The following is a 26,232-nucleotide window of genomic DNA, read 5'->3' on the forward strand; positions in this document are numbered from 1 at the left end:
GCGCGAACAGCAGAAAAGAACCAGTGTGGCAGCTTTACACACCTAGGCCTGCTCTCAAGCGGCCCCGATGCTCACTTCATGCGCACGACCACGCGCTCCGGATGCGCGCGGTTGTCCAAGAACACGATGCGCGGCAAGCGCCCCTTGGCCGCCAGGGAGCCCATCACCCGCCAGGCCATCAGCAGCTTCGAGCGCCAGGGCCCCTTCCCCAGATGGAGCGCGATGCCGCTCTTGCCAATCGTCAGCACCACGTCGCCATCAGACCCGAGGTTCACCTCCTGGGGCGCGTGCACTTTGCTCATCGGCACCCGAGCGTACTGACGCAGCACCTGCATCCCCACGCGGATACGCTCGACCTGGCGCACGCGATCGCGCGCGAAGTCGTCTGCGGTGATCCCGCTGATGACCGGCAGGTCCTGAGGATCGCCGTCCTCGGTCTGCTTGAACGGCTCACCCTCACGGCTCACCAAGTACAGGCTGCCGCCGACACTGGCGATCGCTTGCGCTTCGCGCTCCACCACGTGAATCGCCAACGTTGCGGGGATGCGTCGCTCGACCTTTGCGGAAGCGATCCACGGATCTTCGAGCAGGCGGCGCTCAGCCACGTCGGTGTCCACTGCGAAGAGGTTGTCCCCGAGCTTGACGCCTGCCTGTTTCGAGAGCTGGTCCGGGGCGCGGCGCAGCGTTCCCGTCACATCGAGCTTCTGAATGGCGAAGCGCGGCGTCGTCAGCGCGTACCTCTGGAGGCCCCACGCCAGCGCGAGGGCTGCACCCAGCACGACCAAGATGCCGCTCAGGAGCTTGGTGCCCATCCAGGCACGCAGGAAGAAGCCAGGGCGCTCTTGCAGCGACGCCTCCCCACGCCGAGCGGCGCGCTTTTCGGCAGCCCGCTTCTTGGTCGCCTTGTTCTTTGGCTTCACGCCGACTGGGGGCGGGCTCTCGCTTGGAACGTAGCCGGTCTCGTCGGGCGCTTCGATCGCGCGGTGCTTGATCCCACTCACGAGTCGCTGCCTTTCGCGCCGCGGATGAGCTCGAGCTCCGAGCGCACCTGCGCGAGCACGCGATTGATGTCACCGGCGCCCAGAGCGATGACGCCATCTCCCGGGGCCGCGAGCCCAGCCAGACGATGTGCCAGCTCCGAGCGATCGGAGACGTAGCTCACCGAGTGGTGTCCGTGCTCAGCGATCGCCCGTACCAGGGCAGCCGAATCGATGCCCTCGATGGGCTTCTCGCCTGCGGGATAGATGTCCGTCACGAGCACGTGATCCGCATCGTTGAACGCGCGCGCGAAGTCATCGAACAGATCTTGAGTGCGGCTGTAGCGATGGGGTTGAAACGCCACGATGACCTTGCCGTCGAAGGCGTTGCGGGCGGCGGTGAGCGTCGCCTTGATCTCAGCTGGGTGGTGACCGTAGTCGTCAACCAAGGCGATCTGGTCGACTTCGCCAACCAAGCTGAACCGCCGAGCGACTCCGCCGAAGGTGGCCAACGCCTCCTTCATCTCGTCGAGGGGCACTTCGAGCTCGTCGCCGACCGCGATGGCTGCCAGTGCATTGAGCACGTTGTGCTGGCCCGGCATGCGGAGCGCGAACTCACCAAGCGGCTCGTTTCTACGATACGCCATGAAAGAGCTCACCGTGCCGCGATGGGTGAGATGCCGCGCGGAATAGTCTGCCTGAGGCGAGAGCCCGTAGGTCACGTGTCGCCGACGGATCCGTGGGAGCAAGTCCTGCACATCGGGGTGGTCAAGGCACAACACCGCGAGTCCGTAGAAGGGCACCTTCTCGATGAACTCCACGAAGGCGTCCTTGATGCGCTCATGACTGTGATAAAAATCGAGGTGCTCGGGATCGATGTTCGTCACCACCGCGATGGTGGGGGTCAGCCGCAAGAACGACCCGTCGCTCTCGTCCGCCTCCGCCACCAACAGGTCGCCAGCGCCGAGACGCGCGTTGGTGCCGAGCGCCTGCATCCGACCGCCCACCACCACCGTCGGGTCGAAGCCGGCGGCGCGCAGCAACGTCGCGACCAGACTAGTCGTCGTGGTCTTGCCGTGAGAACCAGCGATGGCTACGCCGTACTTCACCCGCATGAGCTCGGCGAGCATCTCAGCGCGGGTGATGACGGGGATGCCCAGCGCGCGCGCCTCCACCATCTCCGGATTTTCCGCAGGGATAGCACTGGAGTAGACTACCACGTCCGCGTCACGCACGTTCTGGGCGACATGCCCGACGTCGATGCGCACGCCAAGGCGCGCGAGGCGCTTGGTCGTCTCCCCTTCTCGCAGATCCGAACCGGAAACGTCGAACTCCAGGGTGCGCAGAATCTCCGCGAGCCCGCTCATGCCGATGCCACCGACCCCGATGAAGTGGACGTGGCGAACTCTGCCGCGAAACATCAGCCCTGCCCCTGCAGCACATAGGTGCTCGCACCGAACTCGAAACGTGATTCGTCCTCGACCTCGTCATGGACGAACGGGCTCGACTTGCGGCGGTCGCTCGCAGCCTCGAGACCAGCCAGGTGTAGTAGGTCCCTGGCGATCACCCTCGCAGCGAGCGGGCGCCCGCGTTCGGAGGCTGCAGCTGCCATGACAGCGAGCTCCGAGGGAGCCTCCAGCAACGGAGCGATCACCTCGAGCAAGCGCTCCACGCTCGCGTCCTCTTGGAGCACGACGCGCGCCGCACCGACCCGCTCCAGGCTCTCGGCGTTGAAGCGCTGGTGGTCTCCCGCCGCGAAAGGATACGGCACCAGAACCGCCGCGCGCCCCACCGCGCAGACCTCGCTCACAGCGCTAGCACCGGAACGACCAATCACTAGGTCCGCCGAGGCAAGGCGCTGAGGCATGTCGTCGATGAACTCGAGCACACTCACGCCCTCTGTCTGGCCGAGCTCCGCATAGCGTGCGCGTACCTCATCTGCCTTCTTTGCGCCCGCTTGGTGCTGCACCTCGAAGCGCAGCCCTCGGGCTCGAAGTCGCTGCACCAGCTCAGGCAGCGCATCATTCAAGGCCTTGGCGCCTTGACTGCCGCCGAGCACGAGCAGCTTGAGCCCGCCATGGGGGATGTACGGCACAGGTTCGAATCCGCTCCGCAGGGGCACACCGGCGCGCAAGATCGTATCCTCCGGGAAGTGCTTTTCGACCTCGGGGAAGGCGGTGTAGGCGCGCTGGACCATGCGGGCGATCAGCCAGTTCGCCATACCAATCACGCTGTTCGGCTCCATCAGCGCGAGAGGTATGCGCAGCAGCTTCGCCGCGGCGCACACCGGACCCGCCGCGTACCCACCAATCGAGAACACCGCAGCCGGCTCGAGTTGCTTCAAGAAGCGCCTCGCCTCGGGGATCGACGTCGCCGCGCGTAGCACACCCTTGCCGGCCCCCGTCAGCCCGCCACCACGGATCGGCAGCACCTCGCGCAGCTCGAGCTCATAGCCCGCCTGGGGAACCAGCTTGCTCTCCATCCCGCGAGCTGTGCCCAGGAACACCAGTCGAAGTCCCGGTCGCTCCTGACGTAGGGCGTCCGCTACGGCAATCATGGGGAAGACGTGTCCGCCGGTGCCTCCGCCCGCGAGTAGAATGGTCTCGCTCATACTGCCTCCGCCGCTGCCCCTGGCATCGACCGCTCCTGACCTTCCATGTGTGCCGCTTCAGGCCCATAGCCTGCCTCGGTGACGAGCATTGCGCTCACCTCGGGCGCGGGCCCCAAGTCAGCAACTCGGGTGTTCTTCAGCTCGACCCGCTGACGCGAGACATTCAACAGCACGCCCATCGCCGCGCAGTTCACCAGCAACGAAGACCCGCCGTAGCTCACGAGGGGCAGCGTCAAGCCCTTGGTGGGCAAGATGGCCATGGCCACCGCGACGTTCCACAGCGCCTGCACGCCGACGAACAGCGAGATCCCGAAGGCGATGTACGAACCGTACTCGTCCTCGGCGTTCAGTGCCGCGCGGATACCGCGAGACACGACCAGCACGTAGGTGAACAGCAGGAGCACGATGCCGATGTAACCGAGCTCCTCGCCCACGATCGCGCTGATGAAGTCGTTGTGGGCCTCAGGCAGATAGAGCACCTGGTAGCCCTTGCCGAGCCCTAGCCCCATGAGGTCGCCAGAGCCGAAGCTCATCACCGACTGGAAGGGCTGATACGCCAGGTCGTGGCGGTGGTGCATCATGTCCTGCCACGCCTGGATACGCTCCCAGCGATACTGGGCGAAGCGCACCGCCATGAAGCCGAGGAAGCCACCCACGATGCCGATGGGGATGAACCACACCCAGCGCACACCCGCGATGAACATCAACGCCGCGGTCAACGTCAAGAGCACGACGGCGCCGCCGAAGTCCGGCTGCTTCAGGCACAAGAGCGTGAACAGGCCCGCGACGATCAGGTGCGGCAAGAAGCCGTAGGAGAACTGCTTGACCTTCTCCCGCTTTTTCCCCAGGGAATAGGAGATCCACAGGATCAACCCCAGCTTGGAGACCTCGGAGGGCTGCACATTGATCGGACCGAGCTTCAGCCAGCGCGTCGCACCACCACCGGAGTGACCGAGGCCCGTGATACTCAGCAGCATCAGCGCCACACACAGTCCGAGGATCGGGTGAGTGAATGGCTGCAGGCGCTGGTAGTCGATCTTGCTGATGATCAGCATCAGGATCACACCGCCGCCGGCGTACATCGCCTGGCGCTTCAGAAAATACTGCGCGTCCCGGAACACCACCGTGCCTTCGTAGGCACTCGCGCTGAACACCATGACCACGCCAAAGCCGAGCAGCGCGATGACCAACGCCATCAGCACCGTGTCGAAGGGGCCGGAGCGCGGTGAGGGCGCGAAGAGTCCCCGAATTGCCCCAAAAGCCCCTCTCAGCATCAGCGATCAGCCTCCGTTCCCGGCTCGCCAGGCGTTCCACTCGGGGGCGCACCCACTGCGCCGCGCGTCGATTGCAGCTGTTTTACAGCCTCTACGAAGCGCACACCCCGGTCGTGGTAGTTCTGGAACATATCGAAGCTCGAGCAGGCTGGACTCAGTAACACCGCTTCCCCGATTTGGGCCAAAGAGTGGGCCAAACTCACCGCTTCCTGCATAGACCCTGCTCGGGCCACCTTCACGCGGTCGCCCACGGCCTCGGCGATGCGGTCCGCCGCCTCGCCGATCAGCACCAGCGCGCGCGCCTTTCGCTCCAGCGCCGCGACCAACGGCGCGTAAGACCCGTGCTTGTCGCGCCCGCCAGCGATCAACACGCCCTTGGGCTCCGCGAGCCCAAGCAGCGCTGTCACCGCGGAGCCGACATTCGTCGCCTTGGAGTCGTCGTAGAAGGTCACCCCGTCCACGGTATCGACCCGTTGCATGCGATGGGGCAGCCCGCGGAAGCGCGCTAGCCCCTGCTTGATAGCCTCCGGCTCGACCCCAAACTCCCGCGCGGCAGCGATGGCCGCGGCGGCGTTGAGCAGGTTGTGCGCGCCGTGCAGGTCGGCATCCTGCAAGGAATAGAAGTCGCCTCGCTTGCGGTCTCGTACGCCGGGTTCGGGGGTGAGGACCGCCGCAAAGTCGGCTTCCCCGACGGAGTCGAGACCAAAAGTCACGCGACGCGCTAGCCCGCGCTTGGCCTGTTCCTCGATCGCAGTATCTCCCCAGGGAATCACCGCGACGTCCTTGGGCGACTGACGGGAGAAGCTGTTGCCTTTGGCGGCCACGTACCCCGCGAAGTCTGGGTAGCGGTCCAGATGATCCTCGCTGACGTTCAAGAGCAAATTGACCCGGGGCCTGAAGTCCCTCACCCGCTCGAGCTGAAAGCTCGACACCTCGACAACCAGGGCGTCGTAGAGCTCCTCGTCACTGCTGGGGTCAATGGCTTCGCTGAGCGGCGTGCCGAGGTTCCCCCCAGCGAAAGTGCGCAGCCCGCCTGCCTCGATGAGAGCAGCGAGCAGCGTCGTCGTCGTGCTCTTACCGTTGGTCCCACCCACAGCAAGCATTGGTGCCTCGAGGAAACGCGAAGCGAGCTCCAGTTCCCCGATCACCTCGGTGCCGGCGAGCGCCGCTTCGTCCAACACCGGAAGCGGAGGCACGCCAGGGCTCACCACCACCAGGTCCGCGCCCTTGAAAACATCGGGCGTTTGCGCGCCCGCCCGCACCTCGATGCGGGCGCCACTCTTGATGAGCGCGGCCACCTCCTCACGCAACACCGCTTCGTCGCGGGAGTCACTGACGACGACGGTCGCCCCTTCCCGTGCACAAAGCTGAGCAGCGGCGTGGCCGCTCCTCCCGAGCCCGACCACGACAACCCTCTTGCCAACCAAGTCCACGGCTACCTCAACTTCAGAGAGGACAAGCTCACCAGCGCGAGCAGCACTGAGATGATCCAGAAGCGCACGATGATGCGCGGCTCGGGCCACCCCTTCTTCTCGAAGTGGTGGTGGATCGGCGCCATCAAGAACACACGCTTACCAAACAGTTTGAAGCTGATCACCTGGGTGATCACGCTCACCGTTTCCAGGAAGAAAATCCCCCCGACGACGATGGACAGGAGCTCGTTCTTCGTCAACACGGCCATCATCCCGATGCCTCCACCGAGCGCCAGGGAGCCGACGTCCCCCATGAAGACCTGCGCCGGATAGGTGTTGTACCAGAGGAAGCCGATGCCAGCGCCTATCACCGCGGCGCCGAAGACGGCCAGCTCACCCATCTGGGGAATGCCCGCGATGTCCAGGTACTGCGCCACGGGGCGACCGAAGATCACCAGGCCCGCGAGGTACGCCCACACCAAGTAAGTCCCCGCGTTGATCATCACCGGACCAATCGCCAAGCCATCCAGGCCGTCCGTCAGGTTCACAGCGTTGCTCATCGCAACCACCACGAACAGCGCGAACGCCACGTACACATACAGCGGCAGGTGGATCGGGTGCTTCGAGAAGGCCAGGAAAGGGATCGCCAAGCGAGTGCGGATCTCGAGCCACTCCTTGGGCAAGCTCGGCTCGTACAGGAACACATAGCCGAGGGCGATCGCCCCGATCAGCGTCTGACCCAGCAGCTTGTAGCGACCGGAGAGCCCCTTGGTGTTGCGGCCCTGGATCTTGAGCCGGTCGTCGATGAACCCGATCAGACCGTACCCCGCGGTAACGCCAGCCGTGGAGATCACGAACGCGTTCTTCACGTCCGCCCAGAGCATCGTGGGCACCAACACACTGAGCAGGATCAGCGCGCCGCCCATCGTGGGCGTCCCGGCCTTGACGCGGTGGCTCTCCGGCCCTTCCTTGCGGATCACCTGGCCAATCTGCTTTTTCTGCAGCTCGCGGATGAACCAGGGCGCGAGCCAGAAGCACAGCCCCATCGCGGTGATGGTCGCCATGATCGCGCGGAACGGCACGTAGCGAAGCACGTTGAGCCAACCCGCCCAGCTGTACTTCGTGCTCAGGGGGTACAACAACTCGTACATCATGGGGCAGAGGGCCCTTCGGTTGCCGGCCCGGGAGCGCTCGCTCCCTCAGGCTCGGATGACGTCCCAGCGAGCAACGCTGCGACCACGCGTTCGAGCTTCACCCCCCGTGAGCCCTTGACCAAAATCACGTCCTCGGGCGTCGTCGCGCCTTGCAGTGCCTCTACGGCGAGCTCCGCGTCTGCCACGAACACCGTACTCACACCCCGAGCCGCAGCTTCTTCCGCGAGGAAGCGAGCGTCGCCCTGCACCGCGATCAGGTCGGCCAAGCCGAAGCTCGCCAGCTCTTTGCCGATGCGTCGGTGTTCCCGCTCCGACAGCGGTCCGAGCTCGAGCATTTCACCGAGCACCGCGAACACTCGACCACCCCGCTCCGCCGCGAGCTCCCGCGCGACCGCCACTGAAGACGGCACGCTGCCGGGGTTCGAGTTGTAGGAGTCATCGAGCACGAGCGCGCCGTCTAGCATCGCTCGCGCACAAAGCCGGCCATTCTCGGCCACTTCGGAGCTTTCGAGCGCCCGGCTGAAAAGTTCTGGACTCGGCAACGGAAGGCCCAGACGACTGCTCACCACATCCGCGACCAACGCCGCACACACGCTCGCCAGCGCACCCGGGTACCCGAGCAGCGACGAACGCAGCTCGATCTCCCCCCCAAAACCAGCACGCGAAGCCGTGAGCCGCGCACCCGAAACGCCCACCGGTTCTCGACGCAGTAAGCGATACCGCGCCGTTGGTGCTTTGCCGTAGCTCTCGACGGCGCGTCCGGTGCCTGCGGCGAGCTCGAGCTGCCGTGCCACTCGCTCGTCATCCACGTTGCCCACGGCGACGCCATCTGGCTTGAGACCGCGGAACAGATCGCCCTCTTCGGCCTCGATGGCGTCCAAGTCGCCGATCCCCTCGGTGTGCTCGAAGTCGATCAGCGTCACCACGCCAAGATCCGGCTCGCTAACCCGCGCTAGCTCCGCGACTTCGCCGCGCAAGTTCGTCCCGAGCTCCACCACCGCCACGCGGTGCGGGGCCTCGCAACCGAGCAGCACCATGGGCGCCCCGATGCGGTTATTCAGGTTTCCGCGCTGAGCGTGAATTCCACCAGGAATCAACTCGCTGAGCACACGTGAGATGCACGCCTTGGTGGTTGTTTTCCCTGCGGATCCACCTACGGCCACCACGAGGCCGCCCCAGCGCCTACGATGGGCCAGCGCCAAGTCCCCGAGGGCCGTCAGCGTACACGGCACCTGGATCTGCAAGAGCCCGGGAATTTGGGGGTGAGGGTCCTCCACCAAGGCCATGGCGGCACCACCGCGGGCCACCTGCTCGAGGAAGCGATGGGCGTCAAAGCGCTCCCCTTTCAAGGCGACGAACAACGCCCCCGCGACGTCGCTCCGGGAGTCTGTCGTGACTCCGCGCGCGCTCGCGTCCCCAGCGCCAACCGCGACGTGCCCACCCGTCGCCGCCAACACTTCGGCCAGAGTGAATGGAGCAGCGTTCCGGGGGATCGGCGTGCTCACCCAGCGTCCTTGGTCATCGAAATACCCCGGCGCCGCGCCAACGCGTCTCTGGCCACCAAGCGATCATCGAACGCCAACACTTGGTCGCCGATCAGCTGATACGGCTCGTGGCCCTTGCCAGCGATCAGCACCACGTCCTGCGGCGCGGCTTCGGCGATCACCGAGTCGATGGCCAGCTTGCGGTCGAGGATCACGTTGAACTCAATCGCATGCGGGGCCAGTCCGGGCAAAATCATGTCAGCAATCACCTGGGGCGACTCGCTCCGCGGGTTGTCGTTCGTCACCACAGCGCGATCCGCCAAACGCCCTACGGCATCCCCCATCTTGGGGCGCTTGCCGGGATCACGATCGCCGCCGCAGCCGAAGACGCACCACAAGCGGCCAGCTTGCGGCACGAAGCCGCGTACGGCGCTCAATGCGCGAGCCAATGCATCCGGTGTGTGGGCGTAGTCCACGAGCACGGTGAGGTCATCCGCTTCGGCGTCGCAGCGCTCGAGGCGTCCCGGCGCGGAGTTCACGTCCTTCAACGCTCGAACCAACCGATCCAAGTCCAGGGCCTCGCCTTGGGCGCGCAGCGCGAGCGCAACCCCCACGGCGCACAGCAGATTCTCCACGTTGTGCTCACCCACCAGACGACTCTCGAAGGGCAGCGAACGACGCTCCTCCGGGAGATCCAGGGCCAGCACACCGCGCATACCAAAGGCTCCAAGCTCCAGGGAGGAGAGACTCACGTCGCCGGTCTCTCGCCCCACGCGGATCACCCTGAGGCCGAGGGCCTCGGTGCGCGCGGCGAGCTTCGCTCCAAACGTATCTCCGACGTGGATCACGCTGACCTCAGGAGAGAGCTCCAAGAAGAGCCGCGCCTTTGCCTCGGCGTAGTCGTCGAAGGAGGCGTGGTAGTCGAGGTGGTCCTGGGTGAGATTCGTAAACACAGCCACGCGGAAATGAATCGCGTCGGCTCGCCGCTGATCCAGCGCGTGGCTCGAGACTTCCATCACGAAGGTCCGCGCGTTGCCCCGGACGGCTTGCGCCAGGTACCCGGAGATCACGTCGGCTTCAGGCGTGGTGAGCGGTGAATCGACGGAAAGCTCACCAAAGTCGAAGCCCAAGGTGCCAAGGCGCGCGGTGGGCAAGCCGGCGGCTTCGAGCGCCCGCTGGCAGAGCCAGGCAGAAGTCGTCTTGCCGTTGGTCCCGGTGATCCCCACCACACTCAGCGCGCGGCTTGGGGAGCCGAAGATACGCTCGGCGCACACCCCCATCGCCAGGCGCGCGTGCTCGACTTGCAGCGTCGGTAACGGCAGCTCGAGCCCTCCGGGTGCATCCGTGAGGATCGCCACAGCGCCAGCTGCCCGCGCGGCGTCTACGAAGCTCAGACCGTTCGCCTTGCCACCGACACGGGCCACGAACAGGTCGCCGGGGGCGACCCGCCGCGAGTCCTGGGTGATCCCGCTGACGACGGTCTCCGCGTCACCCGAGAGCTTCAGCCCGTTCTTTCCAAGCTCCGAGAACAGCTGACTCAGCGTCGGTTTTTGGGGGAGAGGTGCATCGGACATGGCTCAGGAAGCCGGTTCGAAGATCAACGTCAGCTCGGCGCCCTTGTCTATCACTGCGCCGGGCGGTGGCTCCTGGCGGGCGACCAGTCCGGAGCCTTGAACCTTGCCCTTCACGCCCAGCTCGCCGAGCTTCTGTACGGCCTCGCGCATGGGCCAGCCGGTCATGTCGGGAACCTTCACTTGGCCTCTCCCCGGGGAACCGGTCTTCACGACCTCTTGCACCGGGGGCTTGAGCCCTTGACGCTGTCGCAACGCCTCGATCGCAGCCTGAGCCGGATCGGGCTCGGCGCCCAGCTTGGTCACATCCGCGCGCTTCGTCCCCTTGGGTGTCAGTCCCTTGTATTTGAGGGCGCTCTGGGCGACGCGACGAAACACCGGCGCTGCCACGGAGCCACCTGCGTGATCGAGCATCGGCTCGTCTACCATCACCGCGATCGCGATCTTGGGGTTCTTCGCGGGCACGAAGCCAACGAAAGAAGCCACGTACTTGTCGAGGGAGTAGCGGCCTGTCGCGGGGTCCGTCTTCTGCGCGGTCGCTGTCTTGCCCGCGACCTCGAAGCCATCGATGGCGGCTTCGGTACCCGTCGCGTCACCTTCGGTCACGCCGATCATCATCTCCGCGACGATTCGCGCGATGCGGGCGGGCACGACGCGACGCCGCACCTTGGGCGCCCCCTCGCGGACCAACTCACCGCTGGCAGTTTCCACCCGGCTAATCAGCATGGGCTCCATCAGGTTCCCACCGTTGGCGATCGCGGCAGTCGCCATCGCCATCTGCAGGTTCGTGACGCTGATACCTTGACCGAACGAAGCAGCCGCCGTCTCGACCTGAACCCAGGGGCGCCCGCGTGGCCTCAACGTGCCGCCGGACTCACCTGGTAGCGGGACATCCGTCGGCTGACCGAAGCCGAAGCGCCGGTAGTAGTCGTAGAGCTTGTTCCCGCCCATCGACAGGCCGATCTTCGCAGAGCAGATGTTCGACGAGTACGCGAGGACCTCGCTGATGGTGAGCCACTCCGAGGGGTGGGTGTCGCGGATGGTGACGTTGTCCACCGCCATCAGTCCCTTCTCGCAGTAGAGCTTCTGAGTCGGCTGAATCGCGCCAGAAGCCATGCCGGCAGCTAGCGTGAAGATCTTCATGCTGGAGCCGGGCTCGAATCGATCGGAGAGACTGCGATCGCGTCGCTCTTCGGGGTCGCTCTCGCGGTAGTCGTTGGGGTTGTAGCCAGGCCAGCTCGCCATCGCGAGGATCGCGCCGGTGTCGGGCTCGATCACGATCACGCTGGCGCCCACCGCTTCGTGCAAGCGCGCCGCCGCTGCGAGCTCCCGCTCGGCGACGAACTGAATGCCTTGATCGATCGTCAGGTAGACGTTGTGCCCCGCGAGCGCTTGCTCGTCGCTGACGCCGTCAGCGAACAGCAGACGGCCGCTGCGGTCGCGCAATCCGGAGAGCTGCTCCACGTGCCCAGAGAGCTCCTGATTCAGGCTCACCTCGAGGCCATCTTTACCCTCACCATCGGGCGCGACGAAGCCGAGCAGGGGCCCCAGCAGCTCGCGGCGCGGGTAGTAGCGACGTCCCTCACCTTCGACGACCAGGCCACGCACGCGATCTTTGCCGCGCTCGATGGACGACATCTCGCGAATCTTCTCCGCCTCTTCGGCGCTGATGCGGCGCTTGAGCCAGCTGAAGCGGCGCTTGCGCAAGATCTTGCGCTCGACCTTGGCGGCGTCGAGCCCCAGCGCGGATGCGATCCGCGCGGCAGCCGCACGGGCGACCTCTGGTTCGCGGTCACGGGGCACTCCACGCATCAACTCGATGGCGTCCAGGCTGACGCTCGGCACCTCGACACTGACGGCCAGAGCCGACCCGTTGCGATCGTAGATCGTACCGCGCTTCGGCTGCACGTGGAGCCGGCGCTGGCGCTGCTTTTCAGCCACTTCGCGCCATGCCTCGCCATCATGAACCATCAGGGTGTAGCCCGAAGCCAGGACCATGCCGAGGAAGCACGCCATCACCGCGGCAATGACCGAGATGCGGCGCCGAATGCCCTCGCGCCGCTCGGGCGTCGTAGGCATCACAACGACTGACAGCGGAGCGTCGGAATCCCGCGCGTCGCGCTTCTTTCCGCGCTTGGTTCGCGGCGCTTTCTCCCGGGGAGCGTTCTCGCGCTCCACGTTGCGCGGTAGAACGCTGTTCCTTGGGGAAGCACCTTCTCGTGTCTTGCGCCCTCTGAGCTTCACGGCACGTCTCCAGCAACGGAGGGACCAACCTCCGACTCTTCCTCATCGCCCTCGTCCACTGTGGGCAGCGGCCCCGCCGGCATGATGCGGTCGGGAGAGGGTTCACTCATCCCGAGCAGCGTCCTCGCCACCAAGTCGACGCGCTCCGGCGTCTTGTGGCTCGCGATCTCGAGCTCGAGCACACGCTTGACCTCACGCAAGCGAGCGACGCGGGCGTGAGCGCGACCGAGGGAATACCCAAGCTCTACGGAGCGCACCCGCAGACTCAAGTAGAGCACGAACGCACTCGTCGCAGCGACAACTGCGAGGAGCCACAGAACCAGGAAGGGTCGCGCACTGCGTTTCATACGATTTCCGCGAGGATTTTCTGAAGCGGCACGTGCCCTCAGTAGTCGCTCGCGTCCTCCTCGGATCCGAAGCCGAGCTCCGGCTCGGTGTCATCGATACGGCGGCCGACGCGCAGCTTCGCGCTGCGTGCCCGCGGGTTCTGCGTGCGCTCCTCGTCGCTGGGGAGCAGCGGCTTCTTGGTCAAGCGCTCCCAGGTCTCACGCTCCATGAAGGCCCGCTTGACGATGCGGTCCTCCAGGGAGTGAAACGAGATGAACGCGGCCAGTCCGCCGGGCTTGACCACTCGACTGGCGATGGCCATCAGGCTCTTCAGCTGACCCAGCTCGTCGTTCACCGCGATGCGCAGCGCTTGAAAGGTCTTCGTCGCCGGATCCACGCCGCCCACGCGCCGAGGCCCCACGGCGCGGACCACCGCGCGGCGCAAGTCGGCGGTCGTAGCAAGCTCCCCGGCTTCCTCAGCCTGCTTGATGCAACGAGCCACGCGGCGGGAACGACGCTCCTCGCCGAGCTGGTAGATGACGTCCGCCAGTTCGTCCTGACTCAAGCTCTCGATCAACTCGAGCGCCGTCGGACCCCGGCTTTGGTCCATGCGCATGTCCAAAGGACCGGTGAAGCGGAAGCTCATGCCCCGCTCCCCATCGTCTAGCTGGAACGAACTGATGCCCAGGTCGGCGACCAGCCCATCGACTTGCCCGAGGCCGGCCTGCTCTAGCCAAGCCTCAATGCCCTCGAAGTCGGTGTGGACCACCGTCGCACGCTCCCCAAACTCTGCGAGGCGCTCCTTCGCGCGCCCCACGGCGTCGAGGTCGCGGTCGCAAGCGACCACGCGACTCAAGGGTCCCGCTTCGAGCAACGCAGCGGCGTGACCTCCGCCTCCTGCGGTGCAGTCCAGGTACAAGCCTCCGGCCTGTGGCGCCAAAGCGCGCACGACCTCCGAGCGCATTACGGTGAGATGCATCAGCGGTTGCTCTTCCGGTAGAAGGAGTTCTGCCAGGTTCATAACGGAAACTGCTCCACGGCGTTGCGGTAGGACGCCTCGTCCTCCGGGCTGATCTCCAAGGCCTGATCCCAGTTCTCCTTGGACCAGAGCTCGATGTTCTTCCCCATCCCGGCCCACAAGAGGTCCTTGTCGAGGCTCGCTTGGTCGCGGAGATGAGGCGGGACGAGGACGCGGCCAGCGCGATCGGTCTCGCACTCGACAGCGGCGGACACGTATTGCCTACGGAAACGCACCACGTTGCGGTCGTGACTCGGCAGCTCGCTGATGCGGCGCTCGATCTCTTCCCAGGCGCGTAGCCCAAACACGTGAAGGCACGGGTCGAACGGCGCAGGCGTCAGGATGAAGCGCGCGTCACCGGAGCTCGCCAGCGCCTCGCGAAATCGCGCGGGCATGCTGACGCGTCCTTTCGCGTCGATCTTCTGAACGAACTGCCCGCGGAACATGTTGGCTTTCCATTCCATGGGATGTGGCGACACTCCGCCCCACTTTCTCCCACTGGATGGCCGAAGCTACGGACCTCCGGCCCGGGTGTCAACAACTCGGACAACGGTCGATCCAGCACAAAACCTGGGCGATCTCCCCTCACATGAACAAACGAGCAGTAGTAAATCTTGCCAATCGCAGCGTCTTGGAGGGTGGGAAGCGGTGGGAAGGGGCGGTCCGTTCCGGGTCCGCTCCACCGCCACGGACGTGTTCCCTCACCCACGAGGCCGTGTCCCCGTGACGGCGCAGCTGATCGACTCGAGCCAAGCGCCCGAGCTTCTCAGGGCAGCAGAAGGTTGGCCCAATTTGCCAAGGAAACCCTAACCTTCGCCCTCGCTCTTCGAGCGCTGGAGGAGGCCAAACACCGCTCCCCGAAACGCGGGCATGCCGGTTGCTCTATCAGCGTTCGTCCTCCCGAACCTGGAGCTCCCGATGACCCTGCTGCTCGCTCTCGTCCCTGCCCTGATCGCGGTCTACATCTTCCACGCGACCTGCAGCATGCAGAGCCCCAAAGCGAAGGCCCGCCTGGAGGAAGCCGCCCGCTTCGGGGATCGCACCCCGCCCCCGCCGAACTACGGTCGAGTGGCCTGAGCGAAAGAGCGCTGGACCCAGGCCAGCGCGGCGCCGAGCACCGCACAAGCCGCCGTCTCGGTACGCAGCACGAGCGGCCCGAAGCGTACCCGCCGCGCGCCGCGCGCCTCCAAGAGCTCGAGTTCAGCGGGCGCGAAGCCGCCTTCGGGTCCGATCCAGATCTCCACAGCTGCGTCGGCGTCTGGCGAGAGTTCGTCTAGCACGTCGAGCAATCCCACGTTACCTCGAGGATCCAAAACGAGGCAACGCTCCGTCACCTCGCCCAAGTAGTCTTCCAGCGCCAGCGGGCCTATGACCTGGGGAATGCGTGGTCGACCGCTTTGCCGTGCGGCATCAATCGCGGAAGCCTCCAGGCGCCGCCTTCGCTGAGTGGCCCGGCCGTCGGTGTGGGCAACTCGCGGCGTCCCACGCTCGCTCTCGAGCAGCACCACCTGACTCACGCCGAGAGCCGTAGCCTCCTTGACGACCCGTTCGGGCTTGTCCCCCTTGCCCATCGCCTGCACCAAGCGCACAGGCAGGCACCCGATGTCTGGCACCTCATGGGGCTCCTCGGCGCGCACGCGCACGCGCTTCTTGCCGACTTCGAGCAGGGTCGCGACGGCCTCGGTCCCGGCGCTGGGGTCGAACAGCACCAGCTCTTCGCCCGCCGCCAGGCGGTGCACGCGGGCGACGTAGTGGGCCGCATCGGGGTCCAGCAGTTGCTCCCCGGCGGCAAGTGGGCACACGAAGACGCGGAGGGTTCGAGCCATACAGGCTGTGATATATGCCACAGGCCGCGCGGATTGCGTGGCGTCGCTTCGAATCGACTATCACCGTGAACCAACGCAGCAAGGGAGTGCTCTACATCCTGGTCGGGGCCGCGGCCGCTGGGGTCTACCTGGAGGTCAAGCACCACGAACACGAAGGCACTCTGTACGGTCCAAGCAGCTCGGCGACCGCGAGTCAGTCGAACGGCGCCACTCCCAGTGCCTCGCCGCCGAGCAGCGCGACCACGAGCGCCGCCACAGGGACTACCAGCGCACCTCCCCCCCAAGCTCAGGAACTCAAAGCGAGCGACGTTCAGGCGCTGCATGATGCGATCGGTGATCGGGTGCGGAAGGGCGCAAGCGACGCCGGGAGTCCCTGGGCGATGGCCCATGGTTTGATCGCCTTTGGCAAAGACTTCAAGGCCTCCGATGGGCAAGACGCGGTGGACGCCATCGCTAAACTTCTGGTTCTGGACACTGGGGCAAGCGGGAAGCCCACGTGGCAATTTCCTCCCGGAAGCCCGGCTGCACCGTCGGAGCCCCACCCACACCTGATCGTGGACGTGTTGCTTCAGGTTGGTGTGAGCCCCAGCCGTGAGCTGACCACGCAGACTGGCCGTAAAATCAGCCTGCAGACGCTGATCGATCAGGCCCTCAGAGACGCGAAGGATCCGACGACTGAGCCAGAGTGGATCGACTCGCCATGGCTGCTCGACCTATTGACCCGAACCGCGAAGGGGAAGAACCGAGCGACGCGACTCGCGCCGGTCGTTTGGGAGCAGCTCAGTAAGCAGACCCAGCTCATCGCGGATTACCGCGGGGCACCGGAACGCGCATTTGCGAACGGGACACCGCTCTTCGAAGCCAAGCGCAACAAGACGCAAATCTACGGGCACCACTGCGGCGGTTTGCATTTCATGCAGGCCGCGCTGAGCCTGGAGGCGAGCGTCAAGGCCGAGCCGCAAGGCGTCGCCCCGGAGCTCGATCGTTTGCTCAAGCGCATTGCCTTGGAGCGCTCCACTTACAACGCCCTCGACGCGCAAACCCAGGGCACCCCGGCTGCTCGCCTGTTGTTGGTCCAGGAGTTGAAGTTCTTCGGGCACAGCGCTGAGACCCTGGGGCTCGCTCGGGAGCTCGAGCTGTACGACCCCACGACCAATGAAGGTAAGCGCCTCGACGCAGCGCTACGAGCCTTGGCCTGGGATCTCAAGCGCGTCTTCGACGGCCTCGAGCAGGACAGCGCCTACAAGCAGCTCGACGCGATCAAGAGCGAGCGCGTGCAGACCTACCTCGACCTGATCGGCGATGGCTGTCACGCGATGCGCGGCTTGAAGCGCGCACTGCCTGCCTTCGATCAGACCGCGAAATAGCTAGCAAGCGCAGGAACCGAGACGATCTGCGAGGCGCGTTCGCTCACCGTTCGCGGCCGCTCGTGAGGCTCGAGCACCAGCGCACTGAGTCGACCACCATACACACACGCGGAGTCGAGCCCCGTCGCGTGAGGGTGGAGTTGCAGACCGAGGCGTGCGTTGTGTCCAAACACCACGTGGCGGTCCCCGCTGTAGCTAGCCGCCCAAGATTCCTCCCGGAAACGGTCGCTGGGCTGTCGCTTTGCGGGCCCTCCCTCCCAGCTGCGCATGCGGGTCAGCACGTCCAGGCGTTGTTCGGTCAGTTCCAGCCGCGGGTCGATGCCCGCGTGGACCACCAGCACACCGTGCTCTGGCAACTCCAGGTACGGCGTCATCGCGTCGAGCACTTCCCAGTCGGCGGCCGACATGCGTTGGTAGACGTCCGCATGGCTCGGCCCGAGATGGGGGGGCTTCTTGCCCCGCGCCCGTGCATCCCGCACCTTGAGCAGCCGGTCTTCGTGGTTCCCGAGCACGGCTCGCGCCCCCAGCTCGCGGACTTGACGGAGCACGCCAAGGGTGTCCGGCCCACGAGCCACCAGGTCGCCTACGAACACCCAGCGTGTGCCGGGCGCAGCGCCCACCTGCTCTCGGAGGGCTGCGAGCTCCTCGGAGCAGCCGTGGACATCACCTACGATGACGGTGCGAGCTTCCATGTGTGCTGAAATCCAATGAAACTTTGATTCAATCCCCGGTGATTCCCGAAAGGTTCCGCGGTACGACCTGCACTCAGTGTGTCGGCTCTCTATGTCGTACACCTTTCTCGCCCGCCAGGGCGAAACGCTGTGAGGGGTGAACCTCGCAAGAGCGCGTTCTTGCAGCGGAAGGGGGCAGCATGATAGCCGTGCCGTGCTCACAACAAGAGAGCTCAGGGACTGACAGGAAGGTACTGAACCAGATGCGTAGCGCCGCTTCTCTCATCGCTCCTCGCTTCTCCGTGATCCCCCGTGGTGCATCATGGCTCGTCACGCTCACCGCCCTGTTGGCGGCATCGGCCCTCACGGGGTGCGGTGGTGACGACAAGCCCTACGAGCCCCGAGGCGCGCCGAGCGGCGTCACGGCTTCTCTACCCGCGGTGCCCAACGTCCCGCAGAAGCCGGTGAAGAACGGCGATGCGTACACGATCTGGGGCGCGAGCTACTCGCTGCGCAGCCGCGTTCACAACTCCGACGTCTCGGACAAGCCCATCACCATCGAGGGCTACATCACCAAGACGAACCTGGGCGACGCTCCCGAGTGCGCGGTTCACAAGACCGGCAAGGGCGACCCCGACGACTGCAAGCCGCCGGTTCCCGCTTTCTGGATTGGTGACACCAAGGACGCGACCGAGAAGGACTCGATCAAGGTCATGGGCTGGGCGTCGAACTTCGCGAACATCTACGACGCCATCGAGCAGTACAAGAAGGACGACGCGGAGGAGTACAAGGACGTGCGCTTCCAGGTCACGATCCCGAATCCCATCGTCGCCGCCGGCGCGAAGGTCAAGGTGACTGGCAACTACGGCACCACGTACACCCGTCACACCACGGGCACCGAAGCGGACCCGATCATGGGCGTGCTGACGATGGACAAGTTCGAGTACATCGAGAAGCCCGCTGAGCCCGGCACGCTGCCTGGCATGAAGAAGTAAGCTGGCATGAAGAAGTAAGCTGGCATGAAGAAGTAATCAGCCGCTCGTTTTTTCGGGGGTGAGGCGCGCTGGTCGTCCACCCGCGAACCAACTCAGCGCCTCGATGCGCCTCGATTCGAGACGACGGGAGCCGAAACCGGCTCCCGTCCGGCGTTTTGTCGGTCGAAACCGCGCGAAAGCGTTTGCCTTTCGCGTCGCCGATGCGGTGCCCCGTACTACGCTTCGTCGCCGATGCTCCGCTCCCTCGTCGCAGCCACCCACCAGCAAGCTCCGCTGGTTAGCGCGAGGCTGCGCCACGTGTGGCGTAGCTGGCTGCGCGCTGTGTGGGTGCTCGGCTGGGTGTGTGTGACCCTGGGATGCGCCAAGTCGTACCCCGCCGGGCGCGACGTGGTGGACGCCGTGGAGCTGCAAAACGCCCAGGTGGTCGACGCCGACGATGTGCTGGACGGCCTCGCGACCGCGGAGAGCCCGCGCTTTCTGGGAATTTGGCAGGGCGTCGTCTTTGACTACGAGGTCTACGACAAGGACGTTCTGGCCCGCGATCTGAAGCGGATTGAACGCTACTACCGCGCCCGTGGCTACTACGAGGCGAAGGTCAGCGCCGCGCGAGTGATCCCTACCGACGAGCGTCATGTCCGCGTGGAAATACGCGTTGAAGAGGGCGACCCAGTCATCTTCAAGAACATTCAAATCAAGGGCCTGGAGGACATCCCTGTCGACATCAGCGTCGAAGCCCTCAAGGCCGTTCAGCTCAAGCAGAACGAGCGCTTCGACGAAGCCACCTTCGAAGCCACCAAGAAGGGCCTGGGTAAGGCGCTAGCAGATCGCGGCTACGCCTTTGTCGAGGTCGACGGCAAGGCTCAGGTCGATATCGCGAAGCACGAAGCCAACGCCATCTTCGTGGTCAAGCCCGGTCCCTTGGCGATTTACGGGACAATCAGCATTCAGGGCAACGGGGACCTGCCTGAAGACAAGCTACGCAACACCATCTCCATCAAGCAAGGGGAGCGCTACTCCCACGCCGATCTCGAGGCCGCGCAAGACGCGCTGATCGCACTTGGCGTGTTCGCCACGGTGAACGTTCGCCAGGACACCACGCACCCCGAGACCCGTCGGGTGCCCATCACGATCGTCGTGCAGCCGACGCAGCTGCGGACGCTGCGGCTCGGCGGCGGCATGATCTTCGACTCGCTACGCCTGTCGAATCATCTGCGAACCGGCTGGGAGCATCGGAACTTCCTCGGAGGACTACGCCGCTTCTCCATCGATGCTCAGCCAGGCGTCGTCTACTTCCCGACGCGCGTCCCCAGCAGCGAATCGCCCATTCAGGGCCCCACGCGCCTGCTCTTCGAGCTGACCGTGCGGGCGGAGCTGAGCCAGCCGTCGTTTATCGAAGGCAGGACACGCGGCATCTTGAGTGCCGAGTTCCTGCGATATCCGCTGCTCTACGAGGGCGAGACCGATGATCAGCAATCAAACATCGTTGGCTTCAACGAGGTGCGTGGGAGCGCAGCGCTCGAGCGCGCCTTCTGGCGCCAGCATTTCTTGGTCAAGCCCTCGTACAACATCCAAACGAGCTTCCCCTTCTCCTACAACAGCAAGCAGCTGCGCGACGGCGTGGACTCCGTGGTGGTGTCATTCCCCGAGCTGCTGTTCATCGTCGACTTCAGGGACAACGCGCTGGCGCCTCACAACGGCGCGGTGTTCCGCAGCACCGTGCAGGTGGCCGGGCACGTCTTTGGCGGCGATGCGTCCGACGTACGGGTGCGGCCCGAGCTCAACCTCTACAAGGCCCTCTCTCGGCGCGTCGTTCTCGCCACACGCACCACCCTCGGGTTCCTCTTTCCATCCAACTACGAGTCGCGGATCACCACAGACGTCAATGATCCCGCAGCGATCCGCGACCAGCAAATCCTGCTGTTTCGCGGGTTCTTCTCCGGTGGACCGAGTTCCAATCGCGGCTACCCTTATCGAGGGGTTGGCCCCCACGGCGTACTGGGCTTCCTGATCCCAAACGAAACTGACTGCATGTCGGATCCGCTCCCCACCCGCTGCACGCGCAAGCGTCCCCTCGGCGGCCTGACGCTGTGGGAGGCGTCTCTCGAGGTGCGCTTCGACATCGCAGGGGACTTCGCCGGCGCGCTGTTCCTAGACGGCTCCGACGTCACCACGGACGTCGCCTCGATCCGCTTCGACTTCCCGCACCTCTCCGCGGGGCCTGGCTTGCGCTACCAGACTCCGGTTGGGCCGATCCGCGCGGATGTGGGCTATCGCCTGCCCTTCGCACAAGAAATCGGCGCCGAGAATCCGCGCCCCGAAGAGGGCAACCCGGGGACCATCCTGGGGCTGCCAATCGCCATTCACCTCGGGCTCGGCGAGGCGTTCTGATGGCGCAGAGCGGAAAGACTCCCGAGCCCGGCGGCGAGGCCGAGCTCGCCAGCACGCCGCCAGGAGCAACCGGCGAGGTGCAAGGCCGAAAAGCGCCGCGGGGCAACGGCCACGCGGCCCCCGAAGAGCTGGATGAAACGCTCACGGCGCCGCCTGACCCCAGGCCCGTTGCTCCGCGGAAACGCAAACCCTCCTCGCGCCCGCCCGCCAAGCGACGTTCGGAGCGCCCTGCTCCATCCAACAACAAGCCGGCCAAGGCGCTGCGGCGGATGCGGCTCCGCAAGTGGCTAACTGGGCTTGGGACCGGACTCGTCACCAGCGTGGTCTTCACCGCCGCCACGGGCGCTGGTTTCTTCCTGCACGTCGATTTGCCGGCATCGCGCCGTGTCGTCGCCGAGACCATCGAGAAGAGCTACGCGGCTTCGATGCAAGGGCAGCTGCGCGTGGAGGGCCTACGTCACGTCTCGCCTCAACGCTTGGAGATCGACACGCTACGGCTCATCGACACCAGTGGACGCGAGGTCGTCACGCTGAGCGGAGTCCGCATCCGAGCGAACTTGGTCGACCTCGGTTGGGACGGCGTATTCGGCGGCTCGAAGACGACGCTCGTCTTGAACCATATCCGCGCGGAACGGACCACCTGGCAAATCATCCCGGATGCGGATGGCACGCCCAGCCTGGTCAACGCCATGAACGTCCGCCCGAGCGACACGCCGAAAGCGCCCAGCACTTCGGCGCCACGCTACATCCGGGTGTGGATCCCAACCATCGAGCTCGGGCAGAGCTACGTGCGCGGGAAGATCGGTGACCTGCCGACTGCCGAGGTTTCGCTGTCGAGTGCCCGGGGTTCCCTGCTCGCCACGCCCAAAGGCCTGGCTATCGACGTGCAGCGCTTCGGCGCCACGCTGCGTGGCCTGCTCGGCGCTGACGCCGTTGGTACGGGGGACTTCCACATCCGCTCTCCGGGCGCCGTGTGGAGCAACTTCAACGGGCAGCTCGGCGACGTACAGATCGGCGCCTTCATCAAGGCGCACGGGGGCGAGCTCGAGACACGCATCGAGTTACCCCGCGCTGAACCCGAGCCCGTACGCGCGCTGTTCGCCGACTGGCCGCTCTACCAGTCAGTCACCGCGCGGATCACGGCAAGCGGGAAGCTACCCAAGCTCCAGACCAAAGCGAACTTCAGCATCGGGGACGCGACCATCGAGGCGACGGGGCCTGTGCGCATCGGGGGCGAACTCGGCGCCAACCTCGACGTGAAGGCGAAGCAAGTCGATTTGCGCGCGGTCTGGCCAGACGCCCCAGCGACCAAGATCGACGCGTCGACCACGTTGGAGATCTGGAACCGCAAGGGTGAGGTGGTGGTCGACGTGAACGGCTCGACCAAGGCCACGCGCATCGCTGACATCGACATCCCAGTCGCCGACTGGAACGGCACCTTCGACAGCAAGGGCTTTCGAGGCAAGACGAACATCCACGAGCCAGGCGTGCCAATCCGCGCTGATTTCGAGATCTCGCCAGCGGGTCGCATCGACCTGGATGTCCACGCGCGTCGCTTCGCCCTCACGGACTCCCCTCGGCTGCGGCCGTACGTGCGTGGCTACCTTGATGTCAGCGCGAAAGGCACCATCGCAGACGGTCGCATCAACGCAGCCGTCTCGGCAACCGGCGACCACCTGAGCGTTTCCGCGGTACAGGTAGGAACCGCGAAGCTCAACGGCACCGTGAGCGGCCCCCTGAACAAACCCGAAGCGCTGACGGTGTCCTCCACCGTCAGCGGAGGCGGCTTTCGCTCTGCGGGGCTGTTCTTCGAGAAGTTCTCCGGTCGCGCAACTGGTCTGCTCCTGAAGCCGAAGCTCAAGGCCAGCTTCTCCGGCGAGTTCCGCCCCAAGGTGGTCGCAGAGGCGCAGCTCACGCCTCCCCTGCGCGGCAACAAGCGCACGACCCTCAGCAAGCTGAAGGTCAGCATCGAGCGAGACGACACGCGCGTCACCGGCCATGCGACGAGCCTCGACATCCTCGGCAAGCGCGTCGACCTCAAGAACCTCGTAGTCACCGGCGCTGGAGGAAAGCTCGAAGGTTCTGCGACGCTCGCGGGCAAGGAGCTCCGCGCCAACCTAAGAGGCAGTGGCGTCAACCTCTCCACCTTCTCCCGCGCGATCGGTCTCCCCAGGGATACGCTCGAAGGCACCCTGAACGTCGACGCGAACGTGCATCTGAAGGAAGATGCATCCGCGGGCTACGTCTCCGTGGCCTTGGGCCATGGCAGCCTGATGGGCATCCAGGGCATCGATCTGATGGTGCGCTCGGATTTCAACGATGCGCGGGTCGAAGGCGGAGCACAGGTGATCGTCGCCGATTGGGGCGGAGTGCGGGGGACCTGGAAGGGCAGCATTGACGGTGACCCGATGTCTGCCAGCGCCTGGCAGCGCGCGGTCGGCAACCTGTACGTGAACGCCGATCAGCTGAACCTGGGTGGCCTCGAGATCGCGTTGAAGAACCAGGGTGTGGACGCAGTACGCGGCAAAGCCGCGGTGAACTTGCACGCGACACGCAGCGACCCGGAAAAGCTCCCGGACGTGACGTTCATGGCAGGCACTCAGGGCCTGGAAGTGGACTTTCACACCCAGGGCAAGGACAAGCAGCGCACAGACTACAGCGTCAAAGAGATCGACGTCGCCACGAGCGGAAAGGCGAACGGAGACTCGGGCGAGACCCGCGCGTCGGTCGGTGTATATTACCGCACGGAAGAGCTCGCCGTGCTCAGCGGCGGTGTCGGTCTCGACTTCGAGCGCCTCATTCGCTCGAACGCAAAGCAGGCGCTGTCCATGCTCGCAAACGCTCCAATCGATGCGCGCCTTGCCGTACCGGACCGCGGCCTAGGACAGCTGCCCGAGCAGGTGCGCGTAGAAGGCTTCGAAGGCAGCGTCGCCGCGGACGTGCGCTTTCGCGGAAGCGTTGCGGAACCGGAGGTCGAGGCAGCGGTGTTCGCTTCCCGCATCAAGCCGGAGAGCAGCCGCCTCGCGCAGCCCCTCGACGGCGTCGTACGCGCGCACTACGTCGCCAAGACAGGCGACTTCGATGGTTCCGCCGAGGTCAAGGTCAAGGGTCGACGAGTCGCGCTCGGGAAGAGCTCCGGCAACGCGAGCTGGGCAGACATCAAGGCGGGACGCTCGGTCTCCGAAGACTGGTGGCAAGTCGGCGCCACGCTGAAGCTCGAAGATCTACCGATCGAAGCTTTCCCGCCCTTCTCGGACAACTTCATCCAAGCGAAGCTGACCGGGAGCTTGAGCGCCCAGCGGGCGAAGGGCAAGGCCCTCGTGGTCGCCAGCGTACGCGTCAAGGACCCGGTGCTGGATCGAGTGCGCCTGGGGCAAGGCTCCATTAGTTTCCGCTCGGATAATGAACGTGCGGACGCCACACTCAAGCTGAGCGACGCCGCGGGCAACCTCGAAGCGAGCGTGCGCACGGGGCTCGAGTGGGTCGAGCTATTCCCGGCGCTGGACCAACGCGCGAGCGTGCGCGTCGACCTGAGCGCATCGAACTACGACGCGGTCGTGTTGCAGCCGTTCCTGGATCGCATGTTCACGCAGGTGAGCGGCCGCGTGGATGGGAAGTTCCACGCCATCCTACGGCGCCAAGAACAGGGTCCAGACGCTGAAGGTCCTGGCTGGACCGGAACCATCGATGGCTCCGCAAACGTTCACGATGGCGTGCTTCAAATCACGACCCTGGGGCTCGAGCTCGAAGACGTGCGCTTCTCCGTGGACGCCAAGAGCGACGGGGTCGGGACCTCCATCGAGCTCTCAGGCTTGAAGGCCAAGGTGCGCTCCGACGTCGACAACGTCGAGGGCACTTCCCGCTTCTACATGAGCGGCCTGGAGCTCACCCGGGGCGCAGGCTGGCTGCGCATGGACTCCGTCCCGCTGCTGCTCGAAGGCGTGAACCAGGGTACGGGCACGGGCTATGCCACTTTCCGCATGGAGAAGATCCCCGAGGGCATGCGCCTCGAGCTGGATATCCCACGGCTGGAGGCCCGCCTGCCGCGTTCGTCGTCGCGGTCGGTCTACGATATCGACGACAACCCCGACATCCAAGTCGCCCAGCTGCTGCGTGAACCGAAGCGCAAGAGCGACGAGAAGCCCACGCTCTGGCTCGTACCCATCAAGCTCGGTCGCGAAGTGCGGGTAACCCGCAGTGACATGGAGGTCTACGTGCGCGGCGAACCCACGCTGCGACTCGAGGCCAAGCCCTCCCTCGAAGGCTTCATCGAGCTAGTGCCCGGCGGACGCATTCCGGCGCTCGGCAAAGCCTTCGTGATCGAACGCGGCTTGATCAGCTTCGATACGGGAGATCCCACGGATCCACACCTGAACGCCACCGCCTCCTGGCGCGCGGCGGACAACACCACCATCTACGTCGACGTGGCCGGTACGTTGAAGCACGCCGAGCTCAGCCTGCGCAGCGACCCACCGCGACCCGAACCCGAAATCATCGCGCTGATGCTAGGCGGCGTGAGCACCACGGGTGAAGACACCCAGCAGACCAGCGCCGGCGCGGACAACGCGGGCGGCGGCACCGGCTCTGCGGCGGTGAACATCGGTGGCGGCGTAGCCGCCATCGGCCTGAACGAACTCCTCGCGGATACGCCCCTCGGCGGCGTCGAGCTGCGCGCCGACGCCACCTCCAAGGCTGCCCCCTCCTACACCGCAGCCTATCGGGCGAGCAGCAAGGTCTACTTCGAAGGCACCTATCAAGCAGCCGACAACAGCGGAATTGACGACACCGTGAAGGAAGGTTTCACCGGAACCGTCGACTACCGCTTCTTGCCCAACTGGTCGCTGCGCACTCAGATCGGCAACACCGGCACGGCGCTCGACCTGATTTGGCAGTACCGCTACTGAGCTCGCCCT

19 protein-coding genes are annotated in these 26,232 nt (G+C 65.4%); 5 read left to right on the forward strand and 14 right to left on the reverse strand.

Going from position 1 to position 26,232, the window contains the following annotated elements:
* Positions 1-71: 71 nt before the first annotated feature.
* From H6718_25460 to mraZ, 12 genes are all read right to left on the reverse strand, one after another.
* Complete coding sequence (locus tag H6718_25460; protein MCB9588784.1) at positions 72-1,001, reverse strand: FtsQ-type POTRA domain-containing protein; 930 nt, start codon at positions 999-1,001, stop codon at positions 72-74.
* Positions 998-2,398, reverse strand: a complete 1,401-nt coding sequence (locus H6718_25465; GenBank protein MCB9588785.1) for a UDP-N-acetylmuramate--L-alanine ligase — start codon at positions 2,396-2,398, stop codon at positions 998-1,000. The genes H6718_25460 and H6718_25465 overlap by 4 nt, the downstream gene beginning before the upstream one ends.
* Entirely contained in the window at positions 2,398-3,588 is a 1,191-nt protein-coding gene (gene murG / locus H6718_25470; protein MCB9588786.1) for an undecaprenyldiphospho-muramoylpentapeptide beta-N-acetylglucosaminyltransferase, read from the reverse strand. The genes H6718_25465 and murG overlap by 1 nt, the downstream gene beginning before the upstream one ends.
* Positions 3,585-4,862, reverse strand: coding sequence for a putative lipid II flippase FtsW (gene ftsW / locus H6718_25475; GenBank protein ID MCB9588787.1), 1,278 nt, complete (start codon positions 4,860-4,862; stop codon positions 3,585-3,587). The genes murG and ftsW overlap by 4 nt, the downstream gene beginning before the upstream one ends.
* Positions 4,862-6,295: a UDP-N-acetylmuramoyl-L-alanine--D-glutamate ligase gene (gene murD, locus H6718_25480; GenBank protein ID MCB9588788.1), complete on the reverse strand. Its 1,434-nt coding sequence runs from the start codon at positions 6,293-6,295 to the stop codon at positions 4,862-4,864. Before murD ends, ftsW begins: the two co-directional genes overlap by 1 nt.
* A 2-nt stretch (positions 6,296-6,297) precedes the next feature.
* Positions 6,298-7,428 carry a phospho-N-acetylmuramoyl-pentapeptide-transferase gene (locus H6718_25485; protein ID MCB9588789.1) on the reverse strand — a complete coding sequence of 377 codons (1,131 nt, stop codon included), beginning with the start codon at positions 7,426-7,428 and terminating at the stop codon, positions 6,298-6,300.
* Positions 7,425-8,933 carry a UDP-N-acetylmuramoyl-tripeptide--D-alanyl-D-alanine ligase gene (locus H6718_25490; GenBank protein ID MCB9588790.1) on the reverse strand — a complete coding sequence of 503 codons (1,509 nt, stop codon included), beginning with the start codon at positions 8,931-8,933 and terminating at the stop codon, positions 7,425-7,427. The genes H6718_25485 and H6718_25490 overlap by 4 nt, the downstream gene beginning before the upstream one ends.
* On the reverse strand, positions 8,930-10,486 hold the full coding sequence (locus H6718_25495; protein MCB9588791.1) for a UDP-N-acetylmuramoyl-L-alanyl-D-glutamate--2,6-diaminopimelate ligase: 1,557 nt from the start codon (positions 10,484-10,486) through the stop codon (positions 8,930-8,932). Before H6718_25495 ends, H6718_25490 begins: the two co-directional genes overlap by 4 nt.
* Before the next feature lie 3 nt (positions 10,487-10,489).
* A complete protein-coding gene (locus H6718_25500) occupies positions 10,490-12,562 on the reverse strand; it encodes a transpeptidase family protein (GenBank protein MCB9588792.1) in 2,073 nt (690 codons plus the stop codon).
* A 161-nt stretch (positions 12,563-12,723) separates the two neighbouring features.
* The gene (locus tag H6718_25505) at positions 12,724-13,074 is read right to left on the reverse strand and encodes a cell division protein FtsL (protein ID MCB9588793.1); all 351 of its coding nucleotides are present in this window, start codon (positions 13,072-13,074) and stop codon (positions 12,724-12,726) included.
* 38 nt (positions 13,075-13,112) lie between these two features.
* The gene (rsmH, locus tag H6718_25510; GenBank protein MCB9588794.1) at positions 13,113-14,075 is read right to left on the reverse strand and encodes a 16S rRNA (cytosine(1402)-N(4))-methyltransferase RsmH; all 963 of its coding nucleotides are present in this window, start codon (positions 14,073-14,075) and stop codon (positions 13,113-13,115) included.
* The gene (gene mraZ / locus H6718_25515) at positions 14,072-14,536 is read right to left on the reverse strand and encodes a division/cell wall cluster transcriptional repressor MraZ (protein MCB9588795.1); all 465 of its coding nucleotides are present in this window, start codon (positions 14,534-14,536) and stop codon (positions 14,072-14,074) included. Before mraZ ends, rsmH begins: the two co-directional genes overlap by 4 nt.
* Before the next feature lie 454 nt (positions 14,537-14,990).
* Here mraZ and H6718_25520 point away from each other — a divergent pair, with 454 nt between their 5' ends.
* Positions 14,991-15,149, forward strand: coding sequence for a hypothetical protein (locus H6718_25520; protein MCB9588796.1), 159 nt, complete (start codon positions 14,991-14,993; stop codon positions 15,147-15,149).
* On the opposite strand, the gene H6718_25525 is transcribed toward H6718_25520, so the two are convergent.
* Entirely contained in the window at positions 15,131-15,898 is a 768-nt protein-coding gene (locus tag H6718_25525; protein ID MCB9588797.1) for a 16S rRNA (uracil(1498)-N(3))-methyltransferase, read from the reverse strand. The two genes, H6718_25520 and H6718_25525, sit on opposite strands and share 19 nt — an antisense overlap.
* A gap of 65 nt (positions 15,899-15,963) precedes the next feature.
* Between H6718_25525 and H6718_25530 the strand changes: the two genes are divergently transcribed.
* A complete protein-coding gene (locus H6718_25530) occupies positions 15,964-17,265 on the forward strand; it encodes a hypothetical protein (GenBank protein MCB9588798.1) in 1,302 nt (433 codons plus the stop codon).
* Here the strand turns inward: H6718_25530 and H6718_25535 are convergent.
* Entirely contained in the window at positions 17,250-17,957 is a 708-nt protein-coding gene (locus H6718_25535; protein ID MCB9588799.1) for a metallophosphoesterase, read from the reverse strand. The two genes, H6718_25530 and H6718_25535, sit on opposite strands and share 16 nt — an antisense overlap.
* 284 nt (positions 17,958-18,241) lie before the next feature.
* Between H6718_25535 and H6718_25540 the strand changes: the two genes are divergently transcribed.
* From H6718_25540 to H6718_25550, 3 genes are all read left to right on the forward strand, one after another.
* A complete protein-coding gene (locus H6718_25540) occupies positions 18,242-18,931 on the forward strand; it encodes a hypothetical protein (protein ID MCB9588800.1) in 690 nt (229 codons plus the stop codon).
* 231 nt (positions 18,932-19,162) lie between these two features.
* Entirely contained in the window at positions 19,163-21,319 is a 2,157-nt protein-coding gene (locus H6718_25545; GenBank protein ID MCB9588801.1) for a BamA/TamA family outer membrane protein, read from the forward strand.
* On the forward strand, positions 21,319-26,223 hold the full coding sequence (locus H6718_25550; protein MCB9588802.1) for a translocation/assembly module TamB domain-containing protein: 4,905 nt from the start codon (positions 21,319-21,321) through the stop codon (positions 26,221-26,223). Before H6718_25545 ends, H6718_25550 begins: the two co-directional genes overlap by 1 nt.
* Positions 26,224-26,232: the final 9 nt, after the last annotated feature.

The organism is Polyangiaceae bacterium, assembly GCA_020633205.1.
Lineage (GTDB): Bacteria > Myxococcota_A > Polyangia > Polyangiales > Polyangiaceae > JAHBVY01.

Coding starts and splice junctions, on each gene's coding strand:
- rsmH (MCB9588794.1), bottom strand. CDS start 14,075: ATGAACCTGGCAGAACTCCTTCTACCGGAAGAGCAACCGCTGATGCAT.
- H6718_25520 (MCB9588796.1), top strand. CDS start 14,991: ATGACCCTGCTGCTCGCTCTCGTCCCTGCCCTGATCGCGGTCTACATC.
- H6718_25485 (MCB9588789.1), bottom strand. CDS start 7,428: ATGATGTACGAGTTGTTGTACCCCCTGAGCACGAAGTACAGCTGGGCG.
- H6718_25495 (MCB9588791.1), bottom strand. CDS start 10,486: ATGTCCGATGCACCTCTCCCCCAAAAACCGACGCTGAGTCAGCTGTTC.
- murG (MCB9588786.1), bottom strand. CDS start 3,588: ATGAGCGAGACCATTCTACTCGCGGGCGGAGGCACCGGCGGACACGTC.
- ftsW (MCB9588787.1), bottom strand. CDS start 4,862: ATGCTGAGAGGGGCTTTTGGGGCAATTCGGGGACTCTTCGCGCCCTCA.
- H6718_25525 (MCB9588797.1), bottom strand. CDS start 15,898: ATGGCTCGAACCCTCCGCGTCTTCGTGTGCCCACTTGCCGCCGGGGAG.
- H6718_25550 (MCB9588802.1), top strand. CDS start 21,319: ATGGCGCAGAGCGGAAAGACTCCCGAGCCCGGCGGCGAGGCCGAGCTC.
- H6718_25535 (MCB9588799.1), bottom strand. CDS start 17,957: ATGGAAGCTCGCACCGTCATCGTAGGTGATGTCCACGGCTGCTCCGAG.
- H6718_25465 (MCB9588785.1), bottom strand. CDS start 2,398: ATGTTTCGCGGCAGAGTTCGCCACGTCCACTTCATCGGGGTCGGTGGC.
- H6718_25505 (MCB9588793.1), bottom strand. CDS start 13,074: ATGAAACGCAGTGCGCGACCCTTCCTGGTTCTGTGGCTCCTCGCAGTT.
- mraZ (MCB9588795.1), bottom strand. CDS start 14,536: ATGGAATGGAAAGCCAACATGTTCCGCGGGCAGTTCGTTCAGAAGATC.
- H6718_25500 (MCB9588792.1), bottom strand. CDS start 12,562: ATGCCTACGACGCCCGAGCGGCGCGAGGGCATTCGGCGCCGCATCTCG.
- H6718_25545 (MCB9588801.1), top strand. CDS start 19,163: ATGCTCCGCTCCCTCGTCGCAGCCACCCACCAGCAAGCTCCGCTGGTT.